Genomic DNA, 19,446 nt, shown 5'->3' with positions numbered 1-19,446 from the left:
AGAATCTGCAATAATTAGGTCCCGAAAGAAATCAGGCGCCTAACTATAATAATTCTATTTTCCCGGATTCCAAATGATAAATCGCACCCATGATCTCCAAACGGTCCTCGGCGATCAATTTTGAAAGGATCGGATCAGCTTCCCGGATATTGTTTACAGTCTGTAGGACGTTTTCCCTGACGACCTCAATGACTTCCGGGGGGTGCCCATTATTGGTGCATTTTTTGACGCTGGGTTGGATGAATTCCACCAGGTTGCCAATATGGCCTGGGACCTGAGTGCCCGAGACAGCCGCAGTCACCGCGCCACAATTGCTGTGGCCGAGCACGATGATGAGCTGTGTGCCGAGCTGCTCCACGGCATACTCCAAGCTGGCCAAAACCATGGCGGCGGCGATATTGCCGGCGACCCGCAGGACAAACAGATCGCCCAGTCCTTGGTCGAATATGATTTCCGGGGAAACCCGGGAATCGGCACAGGCCAGCACCGCGATGGGCGCCGGCCGGCCTTTGGCGCATTGTTTCCGGTAGATTGGGTCCTGATGGGGATGGAGCGTGGCTCCCTTTATAAACCTTTGATTACCTTGGATTAACTCTTCAAGTATTTGGGTGGTCATAGTGTCCGCTTCCTGTAAGAAACGAGGTTGGAAGAAGACCCGGTACCCTAATATATCATTGGGATTTAATAATCTTTATTGCGGAATCAATTATTGTGGCGTCGAATTTTTTCGAAATTGAGGATGGGGTCGCTTCACAGTCTGTATTTCGGTATCAGTTTTTGTATACGGCGAATGTTGTTCAGTTCGTCAAAAAACGCATGCATGTCTTCATGGGAAGCATCGGTCAGTTCTTCCTCCAGCCACTTCATGCACTCCTCAAAGGTGGAGAAGATAAATTGTTCGGGAATCAGACCCGGAACGATGTTGATGCGTCTCAGCATGCGAAGCGGTTGATCCTGTAATCCCGTCATCACCACCGCGATATTCCGGTTCTCGAATTCCCGGATCACTTCTTCCAACGCATACAATCCTGTTTGGTCGATGTGGGGAACCTTTTTCATGCGAAAAATCACGACGCGGATGTCGGGAAGGGTTTTCGCCATTTCCTGAAAAGCCGGGGCGAATCCAAAGAACAACGGACCATCCAGATGCTTCACATAAATCTTGTCGATGATGCTGGAGGGGATGTGTTCGTCGTCCCACGGCAGTTCCTTGGTGTAGGACCGGAGCGGGGAGATTTTCACTTCCTTCCCCACATGGTCGCTCATCTGTTTCATGAACAGGATCGACGCAAGGATGAGGCCCGCCGCCACGGCCTGGATGAGGTCCACGAAAACGGTCAGCGTGAGCACCAGGAGCATGACCACGGCGTCCGTGCGCGGCACTTCCTTGATATGGCGCAGGCCCTTATAGTCGATGATGCCGATGCCGACGGTGATGAGGATGCCCGCCAGAACGGGAAGCGGAATCTGCGCCGCATACACGCCCGCCCCCATCAGGATGATGAGGAGCACAATGGCGTGGATCACCCCCGACAGGCGGGTGAGGCCGCCGGAGTTGATGTTGACCAGCGTGCGCATCGTCGCGCCGGCGCCCGGCAAACCGCCGATGGCCGCCGCGGCCATGTTGCCGATCCCCTGGCCCACCAGCTCCTGGTTGGAGTTGTGCTTGGTTTTGGTGATGTTGTCCGCCACCACCGAGGTCAAAAGCGAGTCGATGGCACCCAATAGCGACAGGGTCAGCGCGAGTTTGATGATCAGACCCAGGTTGAGTCCTTCCAGTGACATTTCACTGATGCGCAACTCCGGAAACCCGTCCGGAATGTCGCCGATCAGGGGCACGTTCAGTCCCACCCAGTTGGAAATACCGGAGACGGCAAGAAGCGCGACCAGCGTGCTCGGAATGGCTTTGGTGATTCTCGGAAATATATAAATGATGGCGATGGTGACGGAAGCCGCCAGAACGGCTTCCCAGTTGATGGCGGTCAGGGCTGCGGGCAGTTCATGAAAGACGGACAGGATTTTTTTAGGCGACTCCTGCCCCATGAAGGGAAAGATCTGCAGGATGATGATGATCACCCCGATACCCGTCATGAACCCGGAAACCACCGGGTAGGGGATATAGCGGATGTAGGTGCCGAGTTTCATGACACCGTACGCAATCAGAAACATCCCGGATATAAAAAAGGTGGTGATGATGGTGCCGAAGGCGGCCTCCAGACTGCCCATACTCTGAATGGCGGTCATCACCACAACCGTGGAAACCACCGTCATGGGGCCGGTCGGGCCGCTTATCTGCTGGCGGGTGCCGCCAAACAGGGCGGCGAAAAATCCCAGCGCTATCGCGCCGTAGAGCCCGGCGATCGCTCCCATCCCGGATTGAACCCCAAAGGCGAGCGCCAGAGGAAGGGCGACGATGCCCGCGGTGACGCCCCCAAAAAAGTCTCCTTTCAAATTGGCCAGATCGTACTGGAAATACTGCCTGAAAGAGAGTCTTGCCCTTTCCTTTTGGATTTTCTGCATGGACGCGATATTCAAGGTTTTAGTTCGCATACGAATTTCAACTGTAGAACATTGGAAAAAGACATAGAGTTTATTCTAACCAAAATAAGCCAAACAACCACAAAAAAAACGACATATTATCGAAAAAATTCGATACTCGTAAATCTCTAATTTTAAATGATTTTTTTTATGTTTAACTGGAAAGGTGCCCGTATAGGCATAATGTAACTGAGAAAAGAAGCCGGCCGCCCTCTCCCGCAGGGGAGGGCGGCCGACTGGAGGTAAGCCAGTGAGAAGGAAGAATCCCGATCGCTGGTTATAAAGCCCGCAAATCTGAGGGACTTCCGGGGGCAATCCTGATTGTGGGTGCGGCTTCCTTAGAAGGAAACGTCCCACTGAAGGCGGACACGACTGTCGTCGAAGCTCATTCCCGTAGATGCATCTTCCAGTTCCAGGAAGGAATAGTCGACAGTGATTTTATTGTCGTGGCCGGAGAAGAAGTAGTTGAGGCCGACCGTGTATTCCTCCCGTTTATCCTGGAGCGCCACGTTGGTCGCCACCGGCGCATCGACAAACGCGTAGCGGGCGGCGAGTTCCAGTTTCTCGGGAATCTGCGGAATCAAGCCGTGAAAAAAGTAACCGGCCTGCGCGTACATACCTTTGTACTTGTGGGTGGTCATGTTGCGTTTGTCTTCCACGTCCTTCCAGTGAAACTCTTCCTGGATCGACAGGCCCCGGTACTTGAACGCGAATTCCTGAACGTACTGTTCGACTTTGAAGTTCTGGGAAGTGGTGCCGGGGCCGGTCAGGCCGCTCAGGTTGCCACATCCGGATGAACTCCAGCGACTGCACTTGCCGTTGTTGGTGGCCGCGGCAAATGCGAGACTGCCGGTCGGCTCTTTATGGAAAGCCACGTCCGACTGACGCCATTTCAGGTCGCGGCCGAGGAAGTTCCACTGCAGGCGGCCCATGTACATCATGTCGTTGTCCGGGTTGTTGACGGAGCGGCCTTCGCCGTTGAACACACCGGCCCAGTACCGCATGTCGGCGTAGGTGCCTTTGAACAGGCGGCCACGCACCTGCACACCCACCTGGCGGTCGATGGTGAACACGCGGTTCACGATGGACCGTTCTACAAACTGCTGGCGCCCGGAGGAATCCACGCGCTCGCGGTTGTAGTCGACTTTCCACTGACCCACGCGGATACCGAATTCGTCGATCGGTTGCAGGGTGATGCGGTAGTCGATGACCCGTGCGGAAGAGGAGGTACTGCTGTCGTCCACGTCGCGGGACGGTTGCAGGTCCACTTCAAAGTAATAGTCGATCCACGGCTTGAATCCGTGACCGCCGATTTTCATGCGGAGGCGGCGGGCTTCAAAGTTGCTCGCGTCGGAGCGGGTGGTGAAGTCCGACACGCTTCGCGGATCGGAGCGGTGGGGAAACGTGTACCGCAACTGCGCACGCCACACGAGCTTGGTGGAAAACAGGCCGTCTGCGGTTTCCATTTCAAAACCCGGGTTGGCGTACCGCACCTTGATGTAGTCCTCCTTCTGCGGAAGGGAATCCAGGTTTTCAAACCGTTTCAGTTTCTCTTCCAGCACCCGCAGGCGTTTTTCCGTATCCGACTCCGCCCACACCGCCTGGGCCGGGATCAGCAGGCCAATCACGGCCAGCACAGCGATCAAATTCCGGATCATTACCGTCCTCCTTCTTTCTTTTTGCGTTGATGACTTGAATTCGAAGTTGCAACCCACAGCTTTTCGGGTCGATGCGGGTCCGGCTCCGCATGGCTAGAAGTTACGCAGTGTTTGTTAGATTCGGGTAAGGGGTGCATTTGCATTGCCCTAGAAAGACAAATTTGGTTAAAAATGTGGAGTTGTCGAAAGCCGGAGAAAACGCGGCTTTTAATGCAGGGGTCGGTATCATGCTTGCCGGGCCGGGTTTCGATGCGAGGCCGGCTGGAAAAGATCCGCATCCGGTTGACAAGCGGGCGGATTCAAGAATACATTGATCTGGTTTCGCCTGCACCCCCTTTAAACCATTACAGATTCGATTGAAATCATGTTGCCGGAATGGATTGAATTCAAAGTCAAAATTGAGAAAACCAAAAACGAGCTGGCGGGAGCCGACCTGAGCAACCGCAAGCTGATGAAGGCCAAGCTGGATCACGCCCAGTTGCAGGGCGCGGACCTGAGTTTTTCTTATCTCATCTGCGCCGATCTCACCGGTGCGGACCTGAGTGGGGCCGACCTCACAGGGGCCGTGCTCAGCGAAGCCATCCTTAAAAATGCCAACCTGGAAGACGTCGAGTTCGAGGACTCGTACCTGAACGGTGCGGACCTGAGCGGCGCCACCAACCTGACGTGTGATCAGCTCGAACTGGCGTATTTGGACCGGGACACGCGCCTGCCGGACAACATCCACATCGAATGGGTGTCCGACGACCAGTTCGAATGTTGCGAAAAAGAGTGAGGGTGTGCGATGACGGAAGCGAAACGCGCGGTGGTGCTGGTGGGGCACGGAGGCCTGCCTAAAGACTGCCCGCCGGACTGGGTTTCGCGGCTCAAACGGCTGGAGGGCGAGCGCAAGGGCACGGGCCAGCCGCCAACGGCGGAGGAGATGGACCTCGACCGGCAGATCCGCAACTGGCCGCGCACGCCGGAGAACGATCCGTATCACCACGGCCTGCAACGGCTGGCCGGGAAATTGGAGCCGCGCGTGGCCCCGGCCAAACTGGTGGTGGCGTACAACGAATTCTGCGCGCCCACGGTGCTGGAAGCGGTCGAAAAACTGGTTGAGGCGGAGTTCACCCACGTCACCGTTGTGCCCACCATGTTCACCCCGGGCGGCTCCCACTCGGAACGGGAAATTCCGGCACTTCTCACCACTCTGCGCAGTCAGTTTCCCGACCTCATTCTGCAATACGCCTGGCCGTTCGATCTCGATACCCTCGCCGGGTTGCTGGCGGATCATCTGAATGGATTTTTGCCGGAACCGCCTTCCCGCTGAACCTTCACGGCTCCTCCTCGATCGCCATTTCCGGCTTTAAAAATCCGGTAAATTCGTTACATTGGATGGAGGGGCTTTGATACCCCCTTGAATTCGTGACCATTACTTTAATCCCATCACGCACGCCGTGCCGCCACGCTCACAATCGCAAACCAGAAAATCCGGTGTCCGCCTGTGGGCGCTGGAAGTGCAGGGGGATGTCACCTGTGCCGACTACGACGGCGTCTCCCACTGGCTGGCGCTCGGCTTCGAGGGTGGCCACGTGCAACTGCTCGACGCCAACGGCCACATTCAGTGGGATGCGAACGTCGGTCGGCCCGTCAGGCAGGTGCGGTTGTTGCCCGTCAAAAAACGCGTGGCGGTGCTGGATGAGTATAGTCACCTTACGGGATTCGATTTTTCGGGCAGGCAGACGTTCCGCCAGGATTACGACGCGGTATGGACCTCGGTGGAAGCGAAGGGCGGTTTCTTTTACCTGTGGGGCTGGAAGGCGGAGACACTGAAGCTCGACGGCTCCGGCCGCATCCACCAGCGCCTGCCTCTGCCAACGCCGCGCCGGGTGGTGCGTGCCGTCGGGCAAAAGGACCAGTTCTGGATCGTGCACAACCAGATCTCGCTCGGCCTGTACACCAGTCACGGCGCCAACCTGTGGCTGGTCAACTGCCCGGCGGCGATCGATCTCGGCCGCGACCGTCCGTCGGAAATCGTGGCGAGCGACTCCGGTGACGCGCTCGCCATCTGCTGTTTTGACAAGGGGGTGTACATCTTTGATGGCGAGGCGCGCACCCTGCGTCATATCGACCTCGACCGCATGGTGGACCACATCGATGTCAGCGGCAACGGCGACTACCTGCTTTTGTCCGATCCGTTCCAGGTGGTATACATGGTGGACCGTGAGGCGCAGGTGGTGTGGCAGACGAAACTCGACAACGCGGTGGAAGCGCTGTTCGTGGATCGCAAGGGCGACCGGGTGCTGGTGTTCGAGGAAACCGGCGTGCTTTCCTGCTACAAATTCGTGAAGGACACGGAGGCGCGCACCGATTACCTGGAACTCACCAGTTTCAGCGAGGTGTCGGACAAAAAAGAGATATGGAAGCAGAAGGTGCCGCCGTCACTCGCGCACGGCGACCCGGTGCTGTCCCTGTCCGCCGACGGCAAACGGTTTCTGATGGGTGGGCGCAAGGACTTCCGCCTGCTCGATGATACGGGCCGGGAGCGGTTGTCGCAAACCTTCATGACGGGCATGGACCACGCCCGGCTTTCCAGCTCCGGCGAACGCGCGTTTTTCTGGAGTGAGAACGAACTGTGGGTGCTGGACACGGCAACCGGCAAGGAGACGCAGATTGGATTTTATCATTACCCGCTGAAAGCGGTGGGGATCGATCCCGAAGGCGCGGCTTTCATGACGTACGACGCCAGCGGCTGGGTGGGGTTTTATTCCGGAAGCGGCAACAGGAAAGGCTCGCACGACTTCAACCTGCCTATCCGCCGTATTCTGTTGCACCAGCGCAGTCGCATGGCGGCCTTTCACACGTCGCCGGCGGTGGCGATCCTGCTGGACCTGAAAACGATGAAGGGGAAACGCCTCCGCCTGAACGCGCCCATCGATGCCTGGGCGCTGGACGAGTCCGGCCTGTACCTGGGGTGCCGCGACGGCGGGTGCCACCGCTTCAACTTAAAGGGCGAGCGCGACTGGAAATTCTCCCTGCCGGAGGCGGTGGGCGGCATCGACCTCCTGCCGCGCTTCGCCGTGTTCCGCGGTACGGGCAAACACGCGTTCGTGTTTGAAAAACTCGGCTACCAGCCGCAAGACGCGACGCTTCATTCTTCGCGTTCGGCACTCACCCAGCACGGCGATGGTTTGCTGGAGTTGGCGCCGGCACGCGATGCGGTTTCGTGTTACAACGTGCCGGCGGGGGAGCTGGTGTGGAAAATCCATTGCGGCGCCACCGTGAAGACCCTCGCCGCCAGCCCCGGCACCAACCGGCTGGTGGTGCTGGACGCCAAACAGTGCCATTATCATCAATTGATCGCGGACGCGGCGGATCTGGAAGACCGCTCCGGCTATCTTGAATTTTAATCGACTCGGGAGACGCCATGAAACGACTCAAGGAAGACATGTCCCTGTCCATCCGCGCCCGGTACCCTTTGCTGTACCTGGTGACTTCGGAAGAGGCGCGCGCCGGGGAGATCCTGCAAGAGATCGCGCGGTCGAGCCGCAAAGAGTTGTTCGTGTGGAGCCTGTCGCAGGGACTCGTGCCTTCGAAGGCCGGCGGCCAGACTTTCAATGACCCCGAGTCCATCCTCAAACACATCGAGGCGTCGGACAAAAAAGCCATCTTCGTGCTCCGCGATTTTCATCCGTTCCTGGAAAAGGAAATTGTTGTGCGCCGCCTGCGCGACCTCATCACCAACCTCAAGAAAAGTTACAAGACGGTGGTGCTGGTGTCGCCGGTGATGAAGATTCCGCCGGAACTGGAAAAGGACATCACCGTGTTTGACCTGCCGCTTCCCGACGCGAAGGACCTGACCGCCATACTCAACCAACTGCTCGCGCCGTACCGCGACAGCGACAAGGTGAAGATCGACCTGCCGCCGGAGTTGCTGGAAAAAGTGGTGCAGGCGACGCTGGGTCTTACGCGCAACGAAGCCGAGAACGTGTTCGCCAAGGCGCTCATCACCGGGCGGCAGTTCGGCTGGGACGATCTGCCCTCCATCATCGAAGAGAAAAAGCAGTTGATCCGCAAAAGCGGCATCCTCGATTTCATCGGCCTCTCGACGCAACTCAGCGAGGTGGGCGGTCTCGACAAACTGAAAAGCTGGCTTGGTGAGCGCGGCCGCGCCTTCAGTGTGAAGGCGCGCGACTATGGCCTGCCGGAGCCGAAAGGTCTGCTGATGCTGGGCGTGCAGGGGTGCGGCAAAAGCCTCGCCGCCAAGGCTATCGCCGCCGAATGGAACCTGCCCTTATTGCGCCTCGACGTCGGCAAGATTTTCGATTCGTTCATCGGTTCCTCCGAGGACAACATGCGAAAGGCGATCCACCAGGCCGAGGCCATGAGCCCGACGATTTTGTGGCTGGACGAAATCGAAAAAGGCTTCTCCGGCATCCAGAGTTCCGGGTCGGTGGACAGCGGCACCACGGCGCGTATCTTCGCCACGTTCCTGACGTGGATGCAGGAGAAGACGAAGCCCGTGTTCGTCATCGCCACCGCCAACAACGTCGAGGACCTGCCGCCGGAGCTGTTGCGCAAGGGCCGCTTCGACGAAATTTTCTTCATCGACCTGCCGAAAGAAGCCGAGCGCGCGAAGATTTTCGAAATCCACATCCGCCTCAAAAAACGCGATCCGAAAAAATTCGACATCGCGGCGCTGGCGAAGGCGTCGGAGCAGTTCAGCGGCGCGGAGATCGAACAGGCGATCCTCTCCGCCATGTACCGTGCGTTTGCCGGAAACCGCGAGTTCACCACCGAAGATGTGGCTGAGGAGATCGGCCGGACCGTGCCCCTGGCGGTGACGATGAAGGAAAAGGTTCAGTACCTGCGCGACTGGGCGCGGCACCGGGCGCGTCCCGCTTCCTGAAACTCCGCGTTTCCCAACCCTGTAATTCGTTTGCGCCCGTCGTCGTCAGTTCCCATATTAAAATATGTAACCTTTTTGGGAGCACCCTGTGAAAGCCCTCATTCTCGACATCCAGAAAAAAGACTGGGAAACCACCCGCGGCATGACGTTCACCGACGTGAGTGAACCGTCGCTCGACGAACGCAAGTGCCCCGATGACGGTGGCAAGGTCATCATCAAACCCCGGTTTGCCGGATTTTGCGGCACCGACAAGGGCATCTGGTTTCGCAAGTCGTTCCGCGACATGATTTTCGACTCGATGCACCGGGAAGGCCGGCATTACCGCATCATGGGCCATGAACTGCTGGGCGAAGTGGTGGAGGCCGGGTCCTACGCCGCCAATCATTATGGGTACAAGGCGGGCGATACGGTTTCGACTGAATCCCACATCTTCTGCGGACGCTGCCACCAGTGCAAGATTGGCGACCAGCACGTATGCGCCGACCATTTGATCATCGGCATCTCCACCGATGGCTGTTTCGCCGACTACATCAAGCTCCCGGCCAAGGAGCTGTGGCGGGTGGACACCGACCGCATCCGGCCGGAGGTGGCGGCGATTCAGGACCCATTGGGCAATGCGGTGCATGCGTGCAGCCGGGTGGACCTGCGCGGGCGTACGGTGGCCATTTTCGGGTGCGGCACCATCGGCCTGTTCACCATCCTGGTGGCGCGGGCGATGGGCGCGACCCACATTATCGGCGTCGATCCCAACGAAAAAAATCTCAAGCTGGCCGAGAGGCTGGGCGTGGACCGGACGCTGGCGGTGGACAAGACCGTCGAGGCAGGGGAGACGGGACCCGACACGGACATCGCCCAGCGCATCCGAGACGACTGTTTCGGCGCCGGGGTGGACGTGGCGTTCGAGATGTCCGGGAGCAACCGTGCCCTCAACACCGCCATTGCCGCCACCCGCGCTGGAGGCGACGTCATCCTGTTCGGCCTGTCGGCGGGGGATTTCACCCTGACCGACTACCAGCAGATCATCATGCACGGCAAAACCCTGCATGGCATCGTCGGCCGCGAGGTGTTCCAGACCTGGTACACCATGAGCAACCTGTTGATGTCCAAAGGCCACGACCTGCAGGATAAAATTTACGAGGTGATCCTGAATAAGGGGAAAGGAACGTTGTTCCCGTTTCATTCCTTCGATCGCGACGCGTTTGAAGGCGCCATTCAGGAACATCCGAAGATCATTTTCCGGTTCTGACCGACCCCGTTCCTCAATCGTAAGGAGGCGACGCGCATATGGACAGCAAGCATCTCGAATTCATCCGGCAGGAGTTGCAGGACATCCGCGAGGCGGGGTTATATAAAGAGGAACGCACCCTGTTATCCTCCCAGCACGCGCACATCCGCACCCGCGAAGGCGAGGTGCTGAACTTCTGCGCCAACAACTATCTGGGGCTCGCCAACCACCCGGAGTTGATCGCCGCCGGTAAGGAGGCGCTCGACCGGTACGGCTACGGCATGGCCTCGGTGCGCTTCATCTGCGGCACGCATGAAGTCCATAAAGAATTGGAAAGCAAGGTTTCCCGGTTCCTGGGCATGGAGGACACAATCCTTTATTCGTCGTGCTTCGACGCCAACACCGGCCTGTTCGAGACTCTGCTGACGGAAAAGGACGCGCTGTTCAGCGACCGGCTCAACCACGCCAGCATCATCGACGGCACCCGCCTGTGTAAGGCCATGCGCTTCCGTTACGGCCACAGCGACATGGATCACCTGGAGACGCGTCTGAAAAAGGCGGCGGAAAAATACCGGTTCAAGCTCATCGCCACCGACGGCGTGTTCAGCATGGACGGAGATGTGGCACGGTTGAAGGATTTATGCGATCTGGCCGACCGTTACGGCGCGACGGTGATGGTGGACGACAGCCACGCCACCGGGTTCTTCGGCCCGACCGGACGCGGAAGCATTGAATATGGCGATGTTATGAGCAGGGTGGGGATCGTCACCTCGACTTTCGGCAAGGCGCTGGGCGGGGCGTCCGGCGGATTCACCGCCGCCCGCAGGGAAGTGGTGGACCTGTTGCGGCAACGTTCGCGGCCGTACCTGTTTTCCAACTCGCTGTCGCCGGTGATTGCCGCCGTCACCTCGAAAGTGATTGATTTCATCGACGCTAATCAAAATCTGGTTAAAAAGCTCGCGGCCAACACCCGCTATTTCCGGGAGCGCATCGCCCAGGCCGGGTTCGCCATCAAGCCCGGCGAGCATCCCATCATCCCCATCATGCTGGGCGAGGCCCGTCTGGCGCACCAGATGGCCGACGCTCTGCTGAAGGAGGGCATCTACGTGATCGGCTTCAGTTACCCCGTGGTGCCGAAGGGCGAAGCGCGGATACGCCTGCAAATTTCAGCGGCTCACGAGACCGAAGACCTTGACCGGGCGGTGGAGGCTTTCCGCAAAGTGGGCGAATCTCTGTCGGTTCTGTCCTCGGGCTGACAGCCTGTGGGAGAACTCCCCCTTCTTCGCTGACATTCTCTTTGATTGTTTTCTAGTATGTTGTTTTTGGGTTTGAGTCTTGACCGGAAAACTCTGGCGGCCCTTTTTATTTCGCCTTACTTTCGCTTTTGTGGCAAAAGATAGATCCACCGATTTTTGCGGGAAAACCCGGGAATCCCGAACCTGGGGGTAAATTGATTCCGGCCCGGACCGGGGTATGGCTTTGCGGTACCCGGTTAACCCTGCCGTTTGATTGGGCTAATGGCGATTCCGGAAACTAAGGACGTTGTATTGACAAGTGAAGCGGGGTTCCGCTCATCCAATTCCCAAAATAGAAATGTGAAGAAAAAATCTTTGTTAAAAATTTTTTTTGTGCCTTTGCGATTCATTGCAAAGTTTCAACGGGAATGAATGAGAAATTTTTTTTTGTGCAAAGTTTTATTTTTCATAAAATCACTCGACCATTTGCAATTGTGAGAAAATGTAAGAAAGCACAGTTCAAATTGTTTGGGGTGAATCGAAACCAATTAGAGGTTGATCGACCCTCATAAATTTGATAATCATATTTTCTCTTTTTACATAAATTCAAAAATTGAGTTTTGATTTTTGAAGAGGGAACCATTCCATCCCCGGTCCAATGATTCATTGGATTCGCCATTGAAGCCGAACCCTGGTTTCATTTGAATAATCCTTAGCTGAAAATTGAGTTGCAGAAGAGTAAAACCCTCGGGGAAGTTTTGCTCTTTGAAAGGAATCACCTTTGCTACGAATTTTGCCGGAAGGCCTCGCAGCAGATATTAAAGGGGGTGTTGGCATGTTTCAGAAGTCTCAATACAAGGGTGGCGACAAGAAGCCGAAATACCTGACGAAACTGGGACAAATCCCGGAGTTGAGCCAGGAAAACATAAAGGCGCTGGAGCCGGTCAGCGAGCAGTTCATTTTCCGGACCAACGAGTACTACCAATCGCTGATCGACTGGGACGATCCGGACGATCCCATCCGCAAAATCGTGATCCCCGACGTCAGCGAATTGAATGAATGGGGACGGCTGGACGCCTCGGACGAAGAGTCCTATACCGTGGCCCACGGCATCGAACACAAGTACGATTCCACCGCGTTGCTTCTGGTGAACGAAGTCTGCGCGGCCTACTGTCGGTTCTGTTTCCGCAAGCGGCTGTTCATGGACGAAAATGACGAAGTCACCAAGGACATCTCCGAGGGCCTGGCTTACATCCGCGAGCATCCGGAGATCAATAATGTCCTGTTGACAGGCGGCGACCCGCTGATCATGTCCACATCCAAGCTGGAGCCGATCATCCGGCAGGTGCGGGAGATCGATCACGTGAAGATCATCCGCATCGGTACGAAAATTCCGGCGTTCAATCCCATGCGCATTTACAACGACGATTCCCTGCGGGCCATGTTCGAAAAATACAGCCTGCCGGAGAAGCGCATTTATGTGATGGCGCATTTCAATCACCCGCGCGAGCTGACGGAAGAAGCGGTGCGCGGACTGAATTTCCTGATGAGGTCCGGGGCCATCGTCGTCAACCAGACGCCGATGATTGCGGGGGTCAACGACGATCCGCAGATCCTGAGCGAACTGATGAACCGGTTGTCATTCATGGGCGTGCCGCCGTACTACGTGTTCCATTGCCGGCCAACGCTGGGCAACCGTCCATACACCCTGCCGATCGAAAAGGCATACGAGATTTTCGAACTGGCCCGCATGCGCGGCTCCGGCCTCGCCAAGCGGGCGCGCTTCGTGATGTCGCACAGCACGGGCAAAATCGAAATCATCGGCCTGTCGGCGCGCAACATCTACTTCAAGTATCAGCGTGCGGCGGAGAACCGGAACAGTTCGCGCTTCATGGTGTACAGGCGCAATCCGGAAGCGTTCTGGTTCGACGATTACCATGAACTGGTGGACGACTACATTCTGGAAGAAGAACGGGCGTTGAGGCAGGAACCCGTCTTGGATTTCGAGTTCGCCTAGCCGTGCGCAGAGAAGCAACAACACGCCTCGCACCGTTTCGAGATGAAATGGTTGCGGGGCGTTTTTTTTTGCACGGAAATATAAAACGGGAACGGACGCCTGGAGGGCAGGGAAGGCAGGTGGCGGATGTCGCCGGTCTTACTTGTACCCCTTGGCGTCGGTGAAATCGGCGTGCTCGGTTTTCGCGCCTTCAAGGTTGGTCTGCGTGAGGTTCGCGCCCCACAGCTTCGCGCCGGTGAGGTTGGCGCCTCGCAGGTCGGCGTTGGAAAAATCCGCTTCATCGAGTTCGGTGCGGTGGAGGTCCGCGCCTTTGAGCGCGGCTTTGACCAGCGACGCATGACGCAGTCTCGCCCCCGCCAGGTCCGCGCCTTCCAGCACACAGCCTTTCAGTTTGGCCTTGCGCAAGTCCGCCCCGACGAGCGCGGCGTTTTTGAGTGAGGCCTTTTCCAGCACCGCTTCTTTCAGGTTTGCCCGGCTCAGGTCGGAGCCGTCCAGCTGGGCTCCTGTGAGGTCCGTGCCTTCCAGGTTGGCGTCGCTCAGGTCGCTGTCCGTGAGGTCCGCTTTCCCGAGCTTGGCGCGGCTCAGGTTGACGCCGCGGAGGACCGCGCCGCGCAGTTTGGAGTCGTTGAGCTTGGTGCGGTTCATGTGCGCGCCGTCGAGCTTCACGTCGTTCAGGATGGCGTTGTTGAGGTCGGCGATATCGAGGATGCATTCGCTCAGGTTGGAGCCTTCCAGATTGGCGCGACGCATGATGGCTCCGTTGAATCGGGCCCGCGCCACTTCCGCGCGGATCATCTTCGCTTCGGTCAGGTCCGCGTTGGTGCAATCGACCCGCATCATCTTCGTGTCCTGAAACAGCGCGCCGTGCAGTTTCGCCCCCTTGATTTCCGCGCGGGTGAGCTGGGCGTTGGTGAAATTCGCTTCGAAAAACACACCGATACTGAGCTTCGCATCAGAGAGGTCGGTGTCCGTCAAATCCGCCTGCTTGAAGCTGGAGCGGGAGAGGTCCGCTCCCGTCAGTTTGGCGGCGGTGGTCACGGTTTTCGAAAAGTCGGCCTTGATCAGTTTGGCGTCGTTCAGGTTGGCGCGGATGAGGGTGGATTCGCGCAGAACCGCACGGCGCATGTCCGCCCGTTCCAGCACCGCATCGGTCAGGTTGGCCTGCGTCATCCTCGTGTCGTTGAGGATGCTGTCGGTCAGGTCCGCCTTGGTCAAATCCGCCTGGTCCAGCACACAGTCCGAGAGGTCGGAGTCCGTCAGGTTCGTCCCCACCAGTTTGGAGTTGCGGATGTCCGCGCCGTAGAAAATGAGATTGGACAGATCGAGTCCGGAGAGGTCCAGGTCACGCAGGTGGGGGATGTCTTCTTTCTCTTCTTCCGGTTCTTCCCCTTTTTCTTTCGCTTCTGCGGTGGCGGTTTCTCCGTCTTCGGATTCTTCGTTTTGTCCGTCCTCGTTTCCGGCTTCCGCTTCTTCCTCGGCGGGTTCCTCCTGAGCCTTGCCTTTGTTGCTTTCCGCTTCCTCGGCTTCGCGTTCGCGGACTTCTTTCAACTGGTTCAGGATTTCTTCGACTTCTTCACGTGTCAGATCGGCCATGGCGCCCTTCCCGTTTCAATGCGAACGGAAACCCGCGGAATTTGAGGATTTGGGGTTTCCGAGAGAAAAACAAGTCAAAAACATATATGAGGACCGGGGTAAACGCAAGTACGGGTTTTGAAAAAAATCCGGAGCCCTTCAAACCGGCTAAAGACAGCCATAACGGTTGCAGAAAAGGGTGACGACGCGCCGCAGGGGGGAGTCCAGCCTCTCCAGCACCGCGTCCACGATACGATCGGGGATCTGACGGTAAAATGCGTGGGCGATGCCGCCGGCGATGCAGGCAAGGGTGTCGCTGTCGCCGCCCAGCGAGATGGCCCTGCGCACGGCGTCTTCGAAATCCACCGATTCGAGAAACGCGCGCAGGGCGGGCGGCACCGTGCCCTGGCAGGAGACGTCGAAGGCGTGATCGCGCCGCAGGACATCGAGCGGCGTGCTCAGGTCGTAACCGAAGCGCGATGCGACCTCCGCGGCCAGTGCGTCTTTATTCACCCCCGTGCGCGCGAGGAAGACGGCCAGGGCCGTGGCCTGCGCGCCTTTGATGCCTTCCGGGTGATTGTGCGTCACCGCCGCGCTTTTCTCCGCTTCCCGCAAAACCTCTTCGAGCGAATCGAAAGCGAATCCGATGGGGCTGACCCGCATGGCCGAGCCGTTGCCCCAGCTGTTGTAGGGTTCCGTGCTGTCGGACTGCGCCCATTGCAGAAAGCCGCCGCCGTACCCGGCGTTGGGATAGCGGCGGAAATACGCCTTCAGCATGTCCGCGTAGCCGACTCCGTTGTAGATGCCGTCGGCCACGGCGACGGTCAACACGGTGTCGTCGGTGAAGCACGAGGCACCGGTGAACAGTTCGAACTCGACGGTTTTGATGGGAGCGTGCTCGAACCGGGACCCGATGATATCGCCTGCAATTGCGCCCAGCATGCGGGGCTCTCCAGATATACGTTGTGGCCCGTGGAGGGAAACATGGATTCCTCGCCGGAATGCCCGGGCCGGATGATGCCGTCGTTATACCACTCCCTTGCGAATTGGCAAGGCGTGTTGGGGAGAAGCGGAGCGGCAGGAGGGGGCATCGCCCGCGTTTTTCTATTGCAGGGAAAATCATGGTTTTTCGCCGAACGAGGGAAAGGTGTTAAAATTCAGTGGTTTCGATGCATTAAAAAGATGGAAAGCCGGGGAAAATGTGTTTGCCAGTCGAACGCCTTGCCCTTATTCTGGAAAAAACTTTCCACCCTCATTTGGATACTCGTTTGGACACATTCACCAGGACATCGGCCCCGCCCGTTCGCCGGACCGCCCCCGAGCAGGCCGTATTTCCCGTCTGGTCGGCATTCCGGCTTTTGGGCTTCAGTTTCCTTCTGCTGTTTTTTGAAGTGGCGCTGATCCGCTTCATTCCGGCGCATGTGCAGGTGGTTTCCTATTTCATCAACCTGGTGTTGATCTCCGCATTTCTCGGCATGGGCGTGGGGATGATTCTCCAGGCGCGCGGCCGCACCACGGTCATCGGTTTCGCCCCGTTGCTTCTGGTGCTGATCGCGGCGGTGCAGTTTTTTTCCAACGTCTGGGTTCAGGTGCCGCAGGCGCAGGGGGAATATTTGTGGACCACCGTGGTGAAACCTGCCAAAGCGGTGCAGACCTGGGGCATGGAACCGGTGGTGTTCGCCGTGTTCATATTGTCCACGATGGTGTTCGTTCCGCTGGGATCGGGCATCGCGCGTGAGTTCGACCGGTTCAGGCCGTTGATCGCGTATTCCATCAACATTCTGGGCAGTCTGTTGGGGCTTGCGGTGTTTTCGCTGTTCAGTTGGTTGTCGATGCCGCCGGTCGTCTGGTTTTCTTTCGGCTCACTCTATTTTGCCGCCTTGTGCGTGGACAGCCGCCGGGCGCTGGTTTCCACCCTGTGTCTGCCGGTGGTGCTGTTCCTGGTATACAACCTGGGACACCATGAGAAAAATGGCGGGGAAATCTGGTCGCCTTATTACAAGATCAACTATTCCGTGAACGAAGATCATTTGGATCTGTCCGTCAACGGCTCGTTTCATCAGCATGCGCTGAACTTTTCCGACAAATCGGTGGCGCGGTCCCCTTACAACCGCAGGGCGATGCAGGACTTCATGGCGCCCTACCACTTTGCCAGGTCGGTGGACCGGGTGCTGGTGCTGGGTGCGGGAACGGGTAACGATGTGGCCATCGCCCTGCGCCAGGGTGCGAAGCATGTGGATGCGGTGGAGATCGACCGCGAAATTCTGCGCCTCGGCAAACAGCATCATTACCAGAAACCATACGCGGACCCGCGGGTGACGTTGTACAACGACGACGCGCGGGCGTTCCTGAAAAAGAGCCGGGAAAAATACGACGTCATCGTGCTCGGCACGCTGGACAGCCAGACGCTTTTGTCCAGCATGTCATCCGTGCGCCTGGACAACTACGTGTACACGCGGGAATCGTTCGAGTCCATCCGCGATCACCTCAAGCCGGGCGGTGTGCTGATCCTTTATCACCTGTCCGGCAAATTTTTCATCGCGGAGAAAATTTACACCACATTGATGGAAGTGTTCCGCGAGCAACCGCTCATGCGGCACATTCAACCCGCGCACCTGTTCAACTTTACGTTTGTGGCGGGATGGTCGGATCAAATAGATGACAGCTTCTGGGATGATCCAGCCCTCCCTGCCTTTCAAAAAAGCTTCAACGTGCCCATCGGTCCCGATGGGGAGTTGATCGCGAAATACCATATCCCGACCGACAACTGGCCCTACCTGTACCTGCAGGAGCCCAAGGTGCCGGGTCATTACTTCAGTGTCGGCGTGTTCATCCTGGTTTTTTCGCTGGCGCTGGTTTGGTGGGGTGCGGGAGGGACGCATGTCAAGCGGCGCCCGGACTGGGCGTTGCTCCTGTTGGGTGCGGGGTTCCTTCTGCTGGAAACCAAAAGCGTCACCGAGATGTCGTTGCTGTTCGGTTCGACATGGCTGGTCAACGTATTGGTGTTTTCCTCCATCCTGGTGATGGTGCTGTTCGCCAACCTGATGGTGATCCGTAACTGGCTGCAGAACCGGAATCTCCAGTTCGGCCTGCTGATGGCCACCCTGTTGGCCAGCTACCTGACCCCGGTGGAAACCCTTTTAGCTCTGCCGTTGTCCTTGCAATGGCTGGTGGGAAGCCTGCTCGTGGCCCTGCCGATTTTCTTTTCCAGCATTCTGTTTGCGATGGTGTTCCAGACGCGGCATGCGGCGGCACTGGCTTTGGGGTATAATGTGCTCGGCGCCGTGCTGGGAGGCCTCATGGAATACAACGCCATGTTGCTGGGCACCAAACCGCTCTACCTCCTCTCCATGATCATGTATCTCGGCGCATTTTATTTTCTGCGTAAGGAAACCGCTCGCGCCTGAACGATACGGGATCGTATGCCTTCACCCCTTGAAGACGAACTCGGGGACATTCTCGAAAAAGCCCGCGACGGCAAAAACTGGTCACCGAAAGACCTGGCCGCCGCCACCGGCATTTCCCTGCACGCCATCCAGAAAATGGAACGCTACGAGCAGGTCCCGGCGGATGCGGAGATCGGTGTGTTGGCGAAGGCGCTGGATCTCGACGCCGCCGCGCTCCGCGCCATCGCGCACGAGGCCTGGTCGCCCGCACCGCCGCAGGACGATCCGGCGCTGGACCTCATCTGCCTCAATGTGTACATGGGCCTGTACCCGGTGAAATGCTACCTCATCCGTTGCCCCGAAACCGGCGAGTCCGCAGTGGTGGACACCGGTGCCAGCCCCGACGCCATCATCCAGAAAGCGAAGGAGCAGAAGCTCAAACCGGCGAAGATTCTGCTCACCCACGCGCACCCGGACCATGCCGGGGGACTCGACAAGCTGGACCGCGCCTTCGCCTGCCCCGCGTTCATTCATGAAAATGAATTGAGGCCGCGCGGCAGTCGCGATCTCCGGTTTGTCGAAGACGGCGACGTGCTGGAAGTGGGGAATATGAAGGTGGAAGTGGTGTTCACTCCCGGTCATACGGCGGGCGGAGTGTCGTACCGAATTCACGACACCATTTTCTCCGGCGACTGCATCTTTGCCGGGTCGATGGGCCGCGCCAACTCCTCGTGGCCGGGACTGTACCGGTCGATCACCCAGCGTCTGTTTACTTACCCGGACGCCACCCGCCTGCACCCGGGGCACGGTCCCGCCACCACGGTCGGCGAGGAAAAGCGCCACAATCCATTTTTCCGGGGAAAAGTGTGAACCGGGTTCCGGCCTCCAACACCTTCCCGCGGAGCCTGTCGCGTCCACAGTTTG

At 57.9% G+C, this 19,446-nt stretch carries 14 protein-coding genes; 9 read left to right on the top strand and 5 right to left on the bottom strand.

Annotated features, from left to right (window positions below):
* Nucleotides 1-43 precede the first annotated feature (43 nt).
* From J2S31_RS10850 to J2S31_RS10840, 3 genes are all read right to left on the bottom strand, one after another.
* Nucleotides 44-616, bottom strand: coding sequence for a carbonic anhydrase (locus J2S31_RS10850; RefSeq protein ID WP_237099108.1), 573 nt, complete (start codon nucleotides 614-616; stop codon nucleotides 44-46).
* Between the two features lie 134 nt (nucleotides 617-750).
* Complete coding sequence (locus tag J2S31_RS10845) at nucleotides 751-2,550, bottom strand: SulP family inorganic anion transporter (RefSeq protein WP_237099107.1); 1,800 nt, start codon at nucleotides 2,548-2,550, stop codon at nucleotides 751-753.
* A gap of 326 nt (nucleotides 2,551-2,876) precedes the next feature.
* Nucleotides 2,877-4,196 carry an OprO/OprP family phosphate-selective porin gene (locus J2S31_RS10840; RefSeq protein WP_237099106.1) on the bottom strand — a complete coding sequence of 440 codons (1,320 nt, stop codon included), beginning with the start codon at nucleotides 4,194-4,196 and terminating at the stop codon, nucleotides 2,877-2,879.
* 364 nt (nucleotides 4,197-4,560) lie between these two features.
* Here J2S31_RS10840 and J2S31_RS10835 point away from each other — a divergent pair, with 364 nt between their 5' ends.
* The 7 genes from J2S31_RS10835 (at nucleotide 4,561) to J2S31_RS10805 (ending at nucleotide 13,564) form a co-directional block, all read left to right on the top strand.
* Nucleotides 4,561-4,971, top strand: a complete 411-nt coding sequence (locus tag J2S31_RS10835) for a pentapeptide repeat-containing protein (protein WP_237099105.1) — start codon at nucleotides 4,561-4,563, stop codon at nucleotides 4,969-4,971.
* 9 nt (nucleotides 4,972-4,980) lie between these two features.
* A complete protein-coding gene (locus tag J2S31_RS10830; protein ID WP_237099104.1) occupies nucleotides 4,981-5,508 on the top strand; it encodes a sirohydrochlorin chelatase in 528 nt (175 codons plus the stop codon).
* A 127-nt stretch (nucleotides 5,509-5,635) separates the two neighbouring features.
* A complete protein-coding gene (locus J2S31_RS10825; protein WP_237099103.1) occupies nucleotides 5,636-7,588 on the top strand; it encodes a hypothetical protein in 1,953 nt (650 codons plus the stop codon).
* Nucleotides 7,589-7,605: 17 nt separating this feature from the next.
* Complete coding sequence (locus J2S31_RS10820; protein ID WP_237099102.1) at nucleotides 7,606-9,087, top strand: AAA family ATPase; 1,482 nt, start codon at nucleotides 7,606-7,608, stop codon at nucleotides 9,085-9,087.
* Nucleotides 9,088-9,175: 88 nt separating this feature from the next.
* Nucleotides 9,176-10,333 (top strand): zinc-binding dehydrogenase, encoded by a 1,158-nt coding sequence (locus tag J2S31_RS10815; protein ID WP_237099101.1) that lies wholly within the window; start codon nucleotides 9,176-9,178, stop codon nucleotides 10,331-10,333.
* Nucleotides 10,334-10,371: 38 nt separating this feature from the next.
* Entirely contained in the window at nucleotides 10,372-11,568 is a 1,197-nt protein-coding gene (kbl, locus tag J2S31_RS10810) for a glycine C-acetyltransferase (protein WP_237099100.1), read from the top strand.
* 814 nt (nucleotides 11,569-12,382) lie between these two features.
* A complete protein-coding gene (locus tag J2S31_RS10805; RefSeq protein WP_237099099.1) occupies nucleotides 12,383-13,564 on the top strand; it encodes a KamA family radical SAM protein in 1,182 nt (393 codons plus the stop codon).
* Between the two features lie 138 nt (nucleotides 13,565-13,702).
* Here J2S31_RS10805 and J2S31_RS10800 read toward each other — a convergent pair whose 3' ends face one another.
* Entirely contained in the window at nucleotides 13,703-15,157 is a 1,455-nt protein-coding gene (locus tag J2S31_RS10800; RefSeq protein WP_237099098.1) for a pentapeptide repeat-containing protein, read from the bottom strand.
* Between the two features lie 147 nt (nucleotides 15,158-15,304).
* Nucleotides 15,305-16,078, bottom strand: coding sequence for an ADP-ribosylglycohydrolase family protein (locus J2S31_RS10795; RefSeq protein WP_237099097.1), 774 nt, complete (start codon nucleotides 16,076-16,078; stop codon nucleotides 15,305-15,307).
* A 416-nt stretch (nucleotides 16,079-16,494) separates the two neighbouring features.
* Here J2S31_RS10795 and J2S31_RS10790 point away from each other — a divergent pair, with 416 nt between their 5' ends.
* The gene (locus J2S31_RS10790) at nucleotides 16,495-18,543 is read left to right on the top strand and encodes a methyltransferase domain-containing protein (RefSeq protein ID WP_237099096.1); all 2,049 of its coding nucleotides are present in this window, start codon (nucleotides 16,495-16,497) and stop codon (nucleotides 18,541-18,543) included.
* Between the two features lie 15 nt (nucleotides 18,544-18,558).
* Entirely contained in the window at nucleotides 18,559-19,392 is an 834-nt protein-coding gene (locus J2S31_RS10785; protein ID WP_237099095.1) for an MBL fold metallo-hydrolase, read from the top strand.
* Nucleotides 19,393-19,446: the final 54 nt, after the last annotated feature.

Origin of the sequence: Nitrospina gracilis Nb-211, assembly GCF_021845525.1 — a bacterium.
GTDB classification, from domain to species: Bacteria; Nitrospinota; Nitrospinia; order Nitrospinales; family Nitrospinaceae; genus Nitrospina; species Nitrospina gracilis_A.
Note: the sequence above shows the minus strand (reverse complement) of the source record. Positions and strands in the feature narration are given on the sequence as shown.